The sequence below is a fragment of the Nocardia amamiensis NBRC 102102 genome (assembly GCF_001612745.1).
Lineage (GTDB): Bacteria > Actinomycetota > Actinomycetes > Mycobacteriales > Mycobacteriaceae > Nocardia > Nocardia amamiensis.
In genome coordinates, this window is record NZ_BDBA01000016.1 from 55135 (window position 1) to 69309 (window position 14175).

A 14175-nucleotide genomic window follows, 5' to 3' on the forward strand; every position below is an offset into this window, starting at 1 on the left:
ATCATCACGCATCGAGCCGCATGGGTGTGGACATGGGGCAACCAATGCGGTTAATTTTTATACATGTATAAAAACTCCAGAGGGCGGCCGGGCGTCGCCTTGACCGCGGTGGCCGTGGCGCAGTTCATGGTCGCGCTCGACCTTGCGGTGGTGAATGTCGCGCTCCCCGCGATCCGGACCGATCTGGGCTTCGCACAGGTCGATCTGGCGTGGGTGGTGCACAGCTATGCGCTGACCTTCGGCGGATTCCTGCTGCTCGGCGGAAAGGCGTGCGACCTGTTCGGGCGGCGCAGGTTGTTCGTCGGCGGGCTCGTCGCGTTCGGCATGGCCTCGCTGGCGGGCGGTTTCGCGCAGGCGCCATGGCACCTCGTCACCGCGCGAGGGATCCAGGGGCTCGCCGCGGCGGCCGTCGCTCCCGCCGCGTTGGCGACGTTGACCACGACCTTTTCCGAGGGGCCCGCACGAGTGCGAGCGCTCGGTGTGTGGAGCGCGGTCAACGCGGCGGGTGGCGCGATGGGAGTGCTGCTCGGCGGACTGCTGACCGAGTACGCGAGCTGGCGTTCGGTGATGCTGATCAACGTCCCGATCGTGGTGATCGCGCTGGGCGCGGCAGTAGCGGGTGTGACCGCCGACCGGCCCGGCGCGGGCGGGCAGATCGATGTGCCCGGCGCGGTACTCGGCACCGGCGGAATCGGTTTGGTGGTGGTCGGCGTGGTGCGAACCGATCACTACGGTTGGCTGTCCACCGCGACCGGAGTCACCATCGGCGCGGGCGCGCTGCTGCTCGCCGCATTTCTCATGGTGGAGGCGCGGGCGGCGGCACCGCTGGTGCGGCTCGGGCTGTTCCGCAACCCATGGGTGGCGGGCGCGAACCTCTTCGTATTCCTCGCGGGCGCCGGTCAATTCAGCGCGTTCTACCTGCTGTCGCTCTATTTGCAGCAGGTCTTGGGCATGAGCGCGGGCGCGGCGGGTGCCGCTTTCGTTCCGTTCTCGCTCAGCGTGATCGCCGGGACGGTGGTCGCGACCCGTCTCGGCGGCCGACGCTCACCCAAAGCAGCACTCGTCACCGGCGGACTGCTCACCACGGTCGGCATCGGCTGGTTCGCCTTGATCAGTTCCAGCGGCAGCTTCCTCGCCGACGTCCTCGGCCCGTCCCTGCTCGGCGGCTTCGGACTCGGACTATGCCTTGCCCCGGTGGCAGCGGCAGCGACCACGGGCGTCACCCCGGGCGAAGCGGGGATGGCCTCCGGCGTGTTCAACAGCGCCCGCCAGCTCGGCGGGTGCGTCGGCGTGGCCTCGCTCGCCACCATCGCGGCCGCGCGGACCGGCGACAACACCGGGCTCGTCGCCCTCAACGAGGGATATGCCCTCGGACTCGGCTGTGCCACAGCACTTTTCGCGATCGCCTGCGCGGTCGCCGCGTTCGTCCTTCCGTCGGCGCGCCGCTATCCAGCACAGCCGCTGGCGGAAGAACCGATCTCGACAGAACTTTCCCCAGCACGCCGTTGAACAGCTTTCTCCCCGCAACCGAAAGGAAACCCGATGACCTCCACACCGATCGACCTGTTCGACCTCGGCCTGCACTTCCAGGCGACCGGCGACGTGCGAGCCGCGCAACGGCGGATGAGCAGCGGCGACGGCGACTGGCAGCTCGCCACCTTCCACGTCGAAACCAACACTGACGTGCACGCCGGTCACTGGGAAGTGCACCCCGCGGGCGACGAGGCAGTGTGCTGCTTGACCGGCGCGCTGCGGCTCTATTTGCGACCGGAGCAACCGGGCGACGCCGAGTCGATGGTCCGCCTCACCGCGGGCACCGCCTTCGTCGTTCCCCGGAACCGCTGGCACCGCATCGAACTCGACGAACCCTCCGACATCATGTCGATCGGCCAGCGCCACGGCACCCGCCAGGAGTCCGTAGCAGCCGGCTGACCCGCGCACACCGGTTCCCGCACACCGTCGCTACGTGGGCGGGAATCGGACTGCGCAGCGCAACGTCCGATAACCGCCAGTTCCGCGATAGGCCGATCGCGAGACTGGCCACATGACGCGGACTACCAGCGACCCGATGGACGTGCTGACCGGAATGTATGCGGCCGAGGCGGAATACCTGGCCGCAGGCGGCCCAGGTGCCGCCTCGTTCGACCTGCTCGCCCCGTTCTTCTCCCCTACCGTGGTGCTCTATCAGGCCGAGAGCCTGCCGTACGGCGGGACCTGGCGCGGTCACGAAGGCATGGAGCGCTTCTTCCTCGCGATGAGCGATACCTGGGCGAAGTTCGACCTGCTCGATCAACGATTCCTGACGACCGGCGATGCCATGGTGGTGCATACCGAAGTGCACGCGCGGGCCCGTGCGACCGGCCGGGAACTCTACTTCGCGATCCTTCAGACGATCATCTTCGCCGACGGCCGAATCGCTGAGGTTTATCCGTTCTACTGGGACACCGCGGCAATTGCGGCAGCATGTGGAGTGTCGGACTCATAGCCCCAAGGCCGCAATCGCTTTCGGCCATTCATGGGCAAGTTCGAACAGATACCGCAGCTCCGCCGCGCGATCTCGGAACTCGTGCACCGAGCCCCGACCAGCGCAGGTAGCTGCCGGTGTTTTGCCTTCATGCTTCGCGCACGGCTTGCGGAAACTGCCGCGCGTAGCCGCGCACGTCGGACTGCTCACAAACGAAGCTGACCAGCAGATCGAAAACGCCAGTAATGCCGCGTAGGTCAGCCTTTCTTTGATCGAGAAACCTGCGACGTGCAGCTCGCGGGCACCGGCACGCCCCAAGAGGAATCCACCGGGCACAGGAATCCGTTTATCGAAGAGGTCCTGCGGGCCGGAGGTGACGGATGGCTGAGCCGAACACGCGGTTGGGATAGTGGGAACTCGGCTGGACATTGGCACTCTGTTCCCCAGTAACTTTCGACCATTCACGGGCGAGTTCGAGAAGATACCGCAGTTCTGCGGCTCGATCGCGGGGCTCGGATGGTGCCGCACTGCGCGTGACCGGGTTGACGGCCGGTGCGCCGCCGGCGTGCTTCGATCGCACGGCGCGCGCCAGCCGGAGTGCGTCGCCGCGCACGTCGTTGTCAATCTCGGCAGGAGTGATGTGCTCAGGTGATTCCGGTAGGTACGGCTTCAGGTGCAGTAGCGCATCCCAGATCTCTACGGTCATTCGATACAGCCGGGCAGCGGACTCCGGCGGAGCCGAATGATCGTGTAGCAGGACGACTTCCGGCACCGTGGCGGTCAGGTCGTGCCACAACGGTCGCAGGCGGCGGCAGGTGCGCCCCGTCCGATCCCATCCCGCCCGGGCGAGCAGCACCACGACCAGCGGGATCGCGGTGAAGAGGGTTATCGCCAGAAGCATGAGGAAGGCAAGGACAGCCCAGCCCTTTCCCGGCTCGCTCGGCGGCGTACCGGCGAGCGAGCGGACGATCATGATCACCGAGCTGACCGACCAGTAGACCGAGAACGCCAGTAACACAGCATAAGTGAGCCGCACACTGCTCGAGGTGCCCGCGACGCGCAGTTCGCGGATGCAGGCCCGGCCGATGACAAGACCGCCATAGATCGCCGGAAGCGTCGACAGCGTCCAGACGACTTCCGCATAGTCGAACCGCAACGCGCCATGCACAATCGGTGTGCCAAGTACTACGGAAACAGCGACGGCGGCGAACGCCGAATCGTATCGGCGCTGACTCCGGTAGGCAGCCTCGGCATCGGCGCCGCCGACGAGCCGGGCGAGCCCGTAAAAGCTGGCGGTGGCCATCAGACCGACACCGAGGAACAGGCGCCGCGCGAGGTCGGGGTGCTGCAATGCCGACGCGACCTCGTACGACAGGATCGCGACCAGCATCCAGCTCCATATTCGATTGATCAGTCGATCGGCGATCGTATCGCTGACGAAACGCCACCGGCCGACCGTCATCAAGGCGAGACAGAGGCCAACCACCACCAAGATCGAAGTCGGGACAGTGCTCATCGCGGTCGACACTAGGTCGTCGAGCGGGGCAGGCCAACTCGAGCGTCGAGGAGCTCAGCGCAATCGGTCCGACTGCGCTGTCCTTGCTCCATCTTCCGGACGAGATATGCGCCCGTACAGCAAGCAGGCGGTGATTCGGATGTAGGTTATGCTTAGGCAAACCTAGCCTTCGTCGTTCCCCGGAACCGCTGGCACCGCATCTAACTGGATGAACCCTCCGACATCATGTCGATCGGCTTGCGCCACGGCACCCGCCAGGAGCCCGTGGCAGCCAGCTGACCTCTTCGCCGACGGCCGGATCGCCGAGGTGCACCCCTTCTACTGGGACACCGCGGCAATCGCGGCAGCACGCGGAGTGCTGGACTTGTAGCCAAGGGCCGCGACCGCTTTCGGCCATTCGTGGGCGAGTTCGAGCAGATACCGCAACTCCGCCGCACGATCGCGGGGTTCCAGCACGGCGCCCCGAGCGGGTAAGGCAGCTGCCGGTGCGTTGCCTGCACGCTTCGCCCGCACGGCTCGTGCCACTTGGCGCGCGTAGCCGCGCACGTCGGTTTCGATCGCGACGGGCGAAGCAGATTCGGAAACATACGGTTTCAGGTGCAGTAGTGCGTCCCAGATTTCGACGGTCATCCGGTACTGCCGGGCGGCCGAGTCCAATGGCGTCGAACGGTCGTGGCGAAGGACGACTTCCGGCAGGGCGGCGGTCAGGTCGCGCCACAGTGGACGCAGGCGACGGCAGGTGCGTCCGGTCCGATCCCATCCTGTCCGCGCCAGCAGCACGGTGATCAGGGGGATCGCGGTCACGATCGTGAGCACGAATTGCATGAGGTAGGCCACGACAACCGCTGCTGTGCCCGACTCACTCGGCGGCGTGCCGGCCAGTGCGCGGCCGATCATGATCGCAAACGAGGCTGACCAGTAGATCGAGAACGCGAATAATACGGCGTAAGTGAGCCTTTCGCGCGCCGACGAGCCTTCGGCCCGCAGCTCGCGAATACAGGCACGCCCCAAGTGGAATCCACAGAAGGCCGCTGGAACCGCCGAAAGCATCCAGACCACTTCGGTGTAGTCGATCCCGAACGCTCCCCGGACGATTGGCGTGCCGAGTATCAGCGAGATGGCGACGACGGCGGATATCGAATCGTATCGGCGCTGACGTCGGCGCGCGCTCCCCGGATCGGCGCCGTCGAGCAGCCGGCACAGCCCGTAGAAACTGGCGATCCCCATCAGCGCACCGCCAAGGTATAGAGACAGCCCTAGGCCGGGACGATGCAACGCGACCGCTGCCTGATACAGCAGGATAGCAACGACATCCCAGCTCCACGTACGGTTGATCAGCCGATCGGTGCCCGTCTCGTTCACCAGAAGCCACCGCCCCAAGGTCATGAGGGCGACGAAGACGACGACCGACAGCACCGCCGAAGCAGGAACAGCATTCATCGCGCTCGACAGTAGGTTGTCGGGCGGTCCGGGTCCAGCCGCCAGCCAAACGCGGTGTGTTCGACCCCGCAACGGCGAGCCGCGCAACGCAGGGTATAGACCGCCACCTGGGCAACTCGCGAGACTGATGCGTCGGAGGTGCCGCCGTGTGACTACGTTCGCGGCAGTAAACCGCCGATCAGCGCAATCGGGGTCGGCCGCAAATTGCCAGCCTGAAGGTTCTCTGCCGCGACGGCTTTCGGCCATTCGCGGGCCAAATCCAGCATGCTCCGCAACTCGACGGACCGGCCGGCGCCAGCACGGGTGCCGGTACCGCTATGTCCAGCCTGTGCGATGGGTCCTGCACCGAGCGCTTTGGCCCGCGCCGCCGACTTCCGGTACCGCCGTTGTCAAGTCCCGCCACAGCGGATGCAATCGGCGACAATGCACACCGGGCTGGTCCCATCTCGCGCGCGCCAAAACCGCGATGACCAGCGGAATCGCCGTCAGCAGAGTGATGATCAACAGGCCGAGGAAGGCCGCGACCGGCGGCGTACGCGGCGCAGGGGGCGTGGGCCGCGATCGTCCGTGGGCAATGCCCACAAGTCGTCAGCCTCGGTCAGTTCGATCCACTCCATGGAAGTGACACCATGAGAACCAGCGGTGCCCGGCTTGTTCAGTTGACCGGGTGCTCTGTGATCCCCGGACAGGGTTGAAGCGATTCTTCCCTGGGACGTAAAGTAGGTTAGCCTTGGCTGACCAGCTGGTCGCTGTAGGCACGAAACCAGATCATCCAATCGGCCAGCGGAGGTCAGCGGTTTGCCCGCCATCACAAGTACCCACCAGACCAGCTACACGGTGCGCGACGGTGGGCGCGACCTCTATACCATCCGGCCATATGGCGAGCCACCAGCTCGTCCCGCGACGAGTCTGCCTGCGTGGTCGGCCACACTGTCGAAGTTCGCCGTGCTCCGGCGGGACTCCGAGGGATTCGTGCTCGAACATCCGACTTCTTGGTGCGTACTGCGCATCCACGACCCGCGCCTGCTCGCCCTGCTGGACGGTCTCGGAGCAGCGGATTCGGCTGTGCCTATCGGCGTCAAGGCACAGTTCGCCGACGACCTGTACTGGGGCGGGTTCTTCGTCGCGGACTCCGATCCCGAAGAGTACACGCAGGACCTGACCGTCCGACGTGGATGTCGGTGCGGAGCGGCTGCCGGTTCGAAAACGACGAGCCACACCACCGCAGCGGATCGTTCACCGATATCCACACACGCCAGGCCAGGCCCTGGACGGATTCAGTAGGTGCACCAGTTCGGCCTCCAGCTCACACGGCACCGGGTAGTGCGTTTCCCTGCAACTCGATGAGACTGCGGGGCGACAGTTACCCGGTTCGCACGGTCGGCTGGTCCTGCCAGCCGGAGATGACGGGCTGAGCCGAACCTGCGGTTGAGATGGTTGGGACTCGGGCTGGCTGTCGGCACTCTGCTCCCCAAGAACTTTCGACCATTCACGGGCGAGTTCAAGAAGATATCCGGACCACGCGGTTGAGATCGGTCGCGGAGCTACTCGGTCTTCGTGTCGCCCGACGCGAGCCGCGCGGTACCGATCACGAAGATCGCCACGCACACCGCGCCAAAGTACAGCAGTGAACCGGTCTCGCCACCGAACAGGGTCTTGATGGTCGACATCTGGCCGACGCCGAGCTCGCCGTTCTTGAACGGAGACAGTCGCTGGAGCAGGATGCCCGGGTCACCGGGGATGAAGGTGACGAATACCTCGACGCCGAATTTCCACAGCAGCACGATCATGACCACGAGCCCCGGTTTGGGCAACAGGGCCGACAGCCCGAGGCCGAGCGCGCAGATCAGGATGGTGAAGATCGGCACGCAGATCAGCAGGCGGACGCCCGCGCCGGAGAACGCGTCGACCCTGCTCCATATCTCCGGGAACACCCGTGGGAAGCCCCCGAGCATGATGAAGGTCGTCACCAGCGCGACCACACCGGAGATGGTGCCGAACACGATCAGTTTTGCTACCGGCAGCAGCCAGCGCCGTGCCTGGATGCCGAAGGTGGTCTCAACCGTCTTGTCGTTGAATTCGGCGCACAGCGAACTCACCCCGCCCGACATCAGGATGAACGCCGAGAAGATCAGGATCCAGTAGGTCGAATTGTTGGTCTCCATCCCACCGCTGCCGTTGAAGGACTGCGCCTCGGTGGCTTTCGCGATACCGAGATTGATCAGCACCGGGATCAGGATCGCCAGCGGGACGACCGTGTACCACAATGAATTCCGCCAAGAGAGCTTCACCAGCTCACTGCGTACCGATCGTGCGAGGTACGTGCCGAGCATCAGCGCTCACCCTCTCCCGCGGTGTATTCGACGCTGGTGCGGGTGAGGTCGATGTAGGCCGACTCCAACCGGCGAGGGCCCGATCCCTTGGCCACTAGTTCGTCCTTGCTCGTATCGGAGAGCACTTTTCCCTTGCCCATGACGACGATCCGGTCACCCGTGATCTCTACTTCGGTGAGATTGTGCGAGGCGATCAGCAGGCATTTGCCCTCCGCGGCCAAACCGACGACCAGGTCCCGCAACCACAGCGTGCCCTCGACGTCCAGACCGTTGGCCGGTTCGTCGAGCACCAGCGTGCGCGGATCGCCCAGCAGCGCCGACGCGATACCGAGCCGCTGCAACATGCCATAGGAGAACTTGCCGACCGAGCGGCGCGCCACCCTCTCGAGTCCGACCCGTTCGAGCGCCAGGCCGACATTCGATGCGGGCACGCCACCCAGCCGAGCCTGCCAGAGCAGATGCTGTTCGGCGGTGTGCTTGGGGTTGCGGGAGAATGCACCGAGACTGAAACCGATCTCGCGGATCGTGTCCCGGAAGTCCAGCAGCCCGTTCCCGTTAATGACGACCGAGCCGGAACCGGCCTGCGTGAGACCCGCGACCATGCGCATGACCGTGGTCTTGCCCGCACCGTTGGGCCCGAGCAGATAGGTGATCGAGCCCGCTCCGGCCTCGAAGCTGACGTCGTCTACGGCGATGTTCTCGCCGAAGCGTTTGGAAACGCCGCGAACGCTGATCATGAGAGAAATCCTGGTAAGTGTTGCTGAGGATGCCACACCACACGACGCAGCGACTCTCCGTGTGGCCGTAGCGTTGCCGAAGAGTCGCTGCGGGTGATTCGAGGGTGGATCAGGCGGGGATCAGGCTCGCCGCCGAGGAGCGGCGCAGCTTGCCGGACGGGGTTTTGGGCAGTGCGCCCTTGTGCACGACCGTAACCACCGCGGGCGCGATGCCCACGTCGTCGTAGACCGCGCGGGCAACCTCTTTGCGGATCCGCTCGCTCTCGTCGGCGTCGGCCGCCAAATCCGATTCGGCGATGACGGCGATGCCTTCTCTGGCCATATGGGGCAGCCGGACCGCCAGGGCCGCGACACTGCCGGGCCGCACACCGGAGACGACACCCGCCGCCCGCTCGACCACGGTCGGGGAGATATTGCGGCCGGCGACGATGATGACGTCCTTCTTGCGGCCGGACACCACGACCTCACCGGTCCCCGCGACGATGTAGCCGAGATCGCCGGTGGACAGCCAACCCTCGGCGTCGTTGGCCGAGACGTAGCCGTCGGGGCCGAGGTAGCGCTTGGTCACGGCCTCGCCGCGCACCAGGATATTGCCGACATGGTCGGCGGGCAGAGTGTCGCCGTTGTCGTCGACCACCTTCAGTTCGATCCCCGGGACAGGGACGCCCAGCCGCATCATCGTGCGCGAGCGCGTGATCTCCTCGCGCAGCACGACACCGTCGGCCTCGACCCGCTCCGCGTCGATGACGTCCACCGTGTACCGCTCGGCGGCGGCGGTGTACGACACCGCGAGCGTGGTCTCGGCCATGCCGTAGGCGGGCATCAGCGCTTCCGGCCGGAAGCCGAAACGCGCGGCCTCGCCGACGAACTCCTCCAGCGTGCTCTCGTCGACGGCCTCCGCGCCGTTGACCGCGACGCGCATGGACGACAGGTCGTAGGCACCGTCGGCTGCCCGGCGCAACCGGCGGGCGAGCAGAGAATAGGCGAAATTAGGTGCTGCGGTGAGGGTTCCACCGAATCGGGTGATGAGCTCCGCCCACGACAGCGGGTTCCCGAGAAAGCCGAGCGGTGTGATGATGACCGCCGTTGCCTGCGCGAACATCGGCGTCAACAACATGCCGACCATACCCATGTCGTGGTACAGCGGCAGCCAGCTCACGACCACCTCGTCGGCCGTGACTCCGGCCGCCGCGACCATCGCCACCTGGTTCTGATGCAGATTCGCGTACGAGATCGCGACCGCCTTCGGCACGCCCGTTGTGCCGGAGGTCAGTTGGAGGATCGCGATATCCTCCTCATCGGCGGGCACATGCCGCAGTTCCTCGGACCGGTCGGCCAGTTCGTTGATCGACACGAACGGAACACCGATATCCAAACCCCGCACTGCCTCGGCGAACGGTGCCCCGACCACCACAACGCGAGCGTTCAGCATCTCGATCACCGCGCGCGTATCCGTCACCCAGGTCTCGAGATTGGTGCGTGGGGTGGGCTGGTGCAGCATCGTGAAAGCCCCGCCGCGCATCCAGATCGCCTGCACGGTCACCGCGACGTCGCCGGGGGTACCCACGAGGATGGCGACCGAGTCGCCCGGCACCACACCAGCTTCGGCCAGACCGCACGCGACCCGGCCCGCCACCGACCGCACCTGAGACCAGGATCGAAACGCCAGATCCGACGACTCGATACCGGTCCACAGGCCGTTCACTTCGGAAACATGCTGCTCGAAAAGCAACTCGGTAATTCTGCTCATTGGTATTCCATTTTCTTCCCGCACGCCTGTTGCGCAGCACGCACCGCGGCATCGAATCGGAGTCGGTTCCGGCTATCCATTCCGTCGACGCCGGGACACGGCCGCGGTCATTCCGGTGTAGCTGTTTCGCGAAGCATCCGGTCGAAATGCTCTACGAAGGTGTCGGCGTACCCCACCGGCAGTGCGGCGGGATCGGTAACAATGCCGAACGATGTCTTGCTGCCCAGGATCAGCACAGTCACCGACAGCGAATAGCCGGCCAGTGGTGAGAACGGGGTCAATTCCGCGATCGGCTTTCCGAGCACAGCACGAATCCGCGAGAAACCGGGGTTCAACCCAACATGGATGTCCGGGCTCATATGCGCCATGGCCGCAACCGCGATCGCCCGCTGCAACGCCCACGGCAAGCCGGGCGCGGTGGCGGGGGCCGCGGTCGCCAGCTCGGGACGGCGCTGCTCGATGGTGGCCAGCTCCGACCGGGTCCGCTCGATCTGGCGAGCCAGATCGGTCTCGTTGCCGAGCAGGTTGAGCGGGGAGACCAGTACCGCGTTGCCGGTGTGGCGGAAGGCCGGATCGTTGGTGACAGGCAGCGTCACCCGGATGATTTCGGCCGGTGTCGTGGTGGCGGGCGGCGCGATGCTCGCGGTGCGGCCGATCGCGGCGAGCACGAACTCATGCACGGTCGCGCCATTCTTCTTGGCGGCGCGGCGCAGGTCGCGGGTGGACGCGCTGTAAAGGGCGTACTCGCGTTTGCCGGTCTTGGTGAGCTTCGGCCAGCCGCGGCTGTTGCGGCCTGCGGCCCACTGCTCGTTGAACGCGGCCTTGGACTCTTTCAGCACCTCGGGGTCGACGGCCGGGGTGCGGAAACGCGGACTGGTCGCGAACCGCTCGAATTCGGTGAGTTCTTCCGGCGTACCGTCGGCCAGCAGCCCGGCGAAGGCCGCACCCGCGATGCCGTCGGATACGGCGTGGTGCACGCGCAGCAGGAAGAACTGGGAGCCGTCACCGCTGGGGGTGAACATGGTGATGTGCCACATCGGCTCTGGCCGGGGCAGCGGCGTCTCCAGCAGGGTCGCCACCCGTTTGCGCAGATCGGCCTCGTCGGCGTAGTCGACTGCCGTGAGATGCCGGTCCACATCGACCTTTTCCGCCAGCACCACCTGCGGCTTGCGCCAGCGCCCGTTCAGGATGCCGATGCGGAATAGCTCGAACAGCTCGCTGCGCTCACGCACCCGCTCGCGCACATCCGCGACCGCCAACTGCGGGCCGCCAGTCGCCAGCTCCAGCAGCAGCGACCAGTGCATCGGCCGACTCTCGCTATCCAGGTGCAGGTAAGTGTGATCCGACGGCGTCAGCTCGGTGACGGCGGACGTGATCTGGGTACTCATGACTGTTCCACCTTCGCCATCATTTGCGCGTAGCGCTCGTTGTCGGGCTTCATGGCCGCCGCGACCAGCTCCCACAGCACCTCGTCGGCGCCGCCGCCGACGCGGGCCAGCTTCATGTCCCGGTACCAGCGTTCGAACGGCAAGCCGACTTGTAAATAGCCGATGCCGCCGAAGATGTGCAGGCACTCCGAGACGACTTCTTCGCCGAGTTTCGCGGCGGTCGCTTTCAGCGCGGCGGCCGTGCGCAGGTTGATCTTGCCTTCGGCGGCAACACCGGCCAGTGCGTAGCGCAGCAGGTCGACGCGCGATTGCAGATCCGCGATCCGCAGCCGCAACGCCTGGTGGTCGTATAGGCGCTTGCCGAACTGGACACGGTTGTACATCCGGGCCAGGGTGACGCCGAGCATCACCTCACACGATGCGGCGATCTGACCGGCCACCGAATAGCGCTCATGGGCCAGGCCCCAGCTGATGACCGCGAGCCCGGTCGCGGGGCGCGCGATGAGCGCCTCTTCCGGGATCCAGGTGTCGATCGTCACCGGCGCGGTATCCAGCGGGCCCGCGCCCAGCTTCTCGTACGGTGTGCCGACCTGCACCTGCGAGGTGGGTACTGCCGCGAGCGCGACATTGCCCGCGTCGCCCGCCGAGCCGCTGGTGGCGCTGCGGGCGACGATCAAGATGTAGTCCGCGATCGGCGAGAGCGACACGAACTTCTTGTGCCCCACCACCCGGTAGCCGTCGCCTTCCGGCTCGATCATGGTCTGCGCGTTCTGCAGATCCGAGCCGCCCGACTCCTCGGAGGCGCCGATGCACAGCACTTTCTCCACGGCGATGCTCTCATCGGCGAGGTTGCGCAGGAAGTCGTTGCGCCCGAAGCGGCGCAGGATCGCGATCGCCGAATCGTGCAGGCTGACACCGACTCCGATGGCCGCCGAGCCGAGCGCGCCCAGCTGGTAGGCCAGCGCGAAGTGGTGCTCGAGCTCGGTGATCTTGCGATCCTCCCACTTACGTGCGAACACCCCGGCGGCGCCCAGGTGCTCGAGCAGTTGGCGCGGAAACTTCTTGTCCAGCTCGGCCTGCTCGGTCCAGGCGACCACGTGGTCGTCGAACGCCTTGACGAGTACCTCTTGATATGAAATGTCGGTCACTGCTCGAGCTCTCTGTCCTGTCCGTCCGCGGTCGCGAGGACCCGATCGAGTTCCTCATGGATGCGTGTCACGGTCTGCTCGTCGAAAAGATCGATCTGATAGGCGATCTGTACATCGGTGTGGTCGGCGTGTAGGAACGCTTCCACGGTCAGCGGGAGCAGGGCGTATCCCTTCTCCGCAAGTTCCCAGGTGGTCGTGCAGCCGGGGAGCTGTGGGCCGTCGATCTTCTGCTCCAGGAACAGCACCAGCGATTCGTACGGCCTGGCCGGTCCTCCGACCTGTCGCGCCGCCTCGGCGATGCGGTCGTAGGGGAAGTTCCGGTGGCCGAACGCGGCGTCGGTGACCGCGCGAACGTGCGCGACCAGATCGGCGAAGGAGGCGTCGTCGGCGCCGATACGCAGCGCGATGGAATTGCTGAAATTGCCGATCAGCGACTCCATCCCGAATTCCTCGCGATTGGCGACCGCGGTACCGATGAGAATATCGCGCTGACCGGTGATCCGGTGCAGCGTCAGGTAATACGCGGCGAGGAACACCGAGAACGCTGGAGTGCGCAGGGTCGTGCTCAGCGCGCGCAGATTCTTGTCGGCCGCCGTGCTCAGCGTGCGATCGGAACGACCGCCGCGTTCGGAGACGATATCCGGCTGCCGGTCGTACGGCAGGCGCAGCGGTTCGAGTCCGCCGAATTGCCGCTCCCAGAAACGGATATCGTCGGCGTGGTCGGTCTCGACGAACCGATTCTGTTCCCACTCGGCGAAATCGGCGACCTGCAACGACAGCGGTGCGAAATCCAGTTCCGAACCCGGCCGTTCCTTCGCGCGCACATAGGCGCGTTCCAGATCCCGCGAGAGGACGGGCAGAGTCATACCGTCCCAGGCGATGTGCTGTAGCGCCATGACCACGGCGGTTTTCGGTTGTCCCGAATCGTCCGGCGGCAGCTTCACGAAGGTCAGCCGCAGTGACGATTCGGCCGCGAGATCGAAGGACTCGGTGCCGGCGGCGGCCATCACGGCGCGCAACCGCGCGCCAGCTGCGGGCTCGTCACGCAGATCCAGCGACTCGACGCGCGGCGGCAGATCCTTGTGAATGCGCTGGTACGGTGTGCCATCCGGGTCCGCGTGATAGGTGGTGCGCAGCACTTCGTGCCTGCGGACCAGGGCGAGGAACGCGCGGCGCAACGCGGGCCCGTCCACTTCGCCGGTGAAAGTGAAGGCGAGGCAGAGATTGTGGGCCGTGCTTTCCGGTGTTTGCCGCTGGTACGCCCACACAGTGCGCTGGGCGAACGACAGCGGTGCCCGGCCCCGATCGCGCCGGGTCGCCACGCCTGCCGCGGCCGCGATGCCCACATCGCTGAGCCGGGCCCGCATGGCGGCCTGAAGATCCTCTAATGACGCCACTT

The 14175-nt window shown here is 65.9% G+C and carries 13 protein-coding genes; 4 read left to right on the forward strand and 9 right to left on the reverse strand.

Annotated features, from left to right (window positions below):
- The first annotated feature begins 63 nt into the window (after positions 1–63).
- The 3 genes from NA4_RS04450 to NA4_RS04460 all read left to right on the forward strand — a co-directional run bounded on the left by NA4_RS04450 (position 64) and on the right by NA4_RS04460 (position 2485).
- A complete protein-coding gene (locus NA4_RS04450) occupies positions 64–1509 on the forward strand; it encodes an MFS transporter (protein WP_067464223.1) in 1446 nt (481 codons plus the stop codon).
- A 33-nt stretch (positions 1510–1542) separates the two neighbouring features.
- Positions 1543–1932 carry a cupin domain-containing protein gene (locus NA4_RS04455; protein WP_067464226.1) on the forward strand — a complete coding sequence of 130 codons (390 nt, stop codon included), beginning with the start codon at positions 1543–1545 and terminating at the stop codon, positions 1930–1932.
- Positions 1933–2044: 112 nt separating this feature from the next.
- A complete protein-coding gene (locus tag NA4_RS04460) occupies positions 2045–2485 on the forward strand; it encodes a nuclear transport factor 2 family protein (protein WP_067464229.1) in 441 nt (146 codons plus the stop codon).
- A gap of 325 nt (positions 2486–2810) precedes the next feature.
- Here NA4_RS04460 and NA4_RS04465 read toward each other — a convergent pair whose 3' ends face one another.
- The 3 genes from NA4_RS04465 to NA4_RS43590 form a co-directional block, all read right to left on the reverse strand.
- Positions 2811–3980, reverse strand: a complete 1170-nt coding sequence (locus NA4_RS04465; protein WP_157128801.1) for an MAB_1171c family putative transporter — start codon at positions 3978–3980, stop codon at positions 2811–2813.
- A 318-nt stretch (positions 3981–4298) separates the two neighbouring features.
- Complete coding sequence (locus tag NA4_RS04470) at positions 4299–5420, reverse strand: MAB_1171c family putative transporter (protein ID WP_157128802.1); 1122 nt, start codon at positions 5418–5420, stop codon at positions 4299–4301.
- Between the two features lie 315 nt (positions 5421–5735).
- Positions 5736–6002 (reverse strand): DUF6545 domain-containing protein, encoded by a 267-nt coding sequence (locus tag NA4_RS43590; protein ID WP_373862755.1) that lies wholly within the window; start codon positions 6000–6002, stop codon positions 5736–5738.
- 216 nt (positions 6003–6218) lie between these two features.
- On the opposite strand from NA4_RS43590, the gene NA4_RS41885 reads away from it, so the two are divergent.
- Positions 6219–6704, forward strand: coding sequence for a hypothetical protein (locus NA4_RS41885; RefSeq protein ID WP_067464236.1), 486 nt, complete (start codon positions 6219–6221; stop codon positions 6702–6704).
- Positions 6705–6964: 260 nt separating this feature from the next.
- On the opposite strand, the gene NA4_RS04480 is transcribed toward NA4_RS41885, so the two are convergent.
- From NA4_RS04480 to NA4_RS04505, 6 genes are all read right to left on the reverse strand, one after another.
- The gene (locus tag NA4_RS04480; RefSeq protein ID WP_067464239.1) at positions 6965–7753 is read right to left on the reverse strand and encodes an ABC transporter permease; all 789 of its coding nucleotides are present in this window, start codon (positions 7751–7753) and stop codon (positions 6965–6967) included.
- Complete coding sequence (locus NA4_RS04485; RefSeq protein ID WP_067464242.1) at positions 7753–8490, reverse strand: ABC transporter ATP-binding protein; 738 nt, start codon at positions 8488–8490, stop codon at positions 7753–7755. The genes NA4_RS04480 and NA4_RS04485 overlap by 1 nt, the downstream gene beginning before the upstream one ends.
- 109 nt (positions 8491–8599) lie before the next feature.
- Positions 8600–10240, reverse strand: a complete 1641-nt coding sequence (locus tag NA4_RS04490) for a long-chain-fatty-acid--CoA ligase (RefSeq protein WP_067464245.1) — start codon at positions 10238–10240, stop codon at positions 8600–8602.
- 107 nt (positions 10241–10347) lie between these two features.
- Positions 10348–11628 carry a wax ester/triacylglycerol synthase domain-containing protein gene (locus NA4_RS04495; RefSeq protein ID WP_067464248.1) on the reverse strand — a complete coding sequence of 427 codons (1281 nt, stop codon included), beginning with the start codon at positions 11626–11628 and terminating at the stop codon, positions 10348–10350.
- Entirely contained in the window at positions 11625–12776 is a 1152-nt protein-coding gene (locus NA4_RS04500; protein WP_067464251.1) for an acyl-CoA dehydrogenase family protein, read from the reverse strand. The genes NA4_RS04495 and NA4_RS04500 overlap by 4 nt, the downstream gene beginning before the upstream one ends.
- On the reverse strand, positions 12773–14173 hold the full coding sequence (locus NA4_RS04505) for a condensation domain-containing protein (protein WP_245671109.1): 1401 nt from the start codon (positions 14171–14173) through the stop codon (positions 12773–12775). Before NA4_RS04505 ends, NA4_RS04500 begins: the two co-directional genes overlap by 4 nt.
- Positions 14174–14175 lie beyond the last annotated feature (2 nt).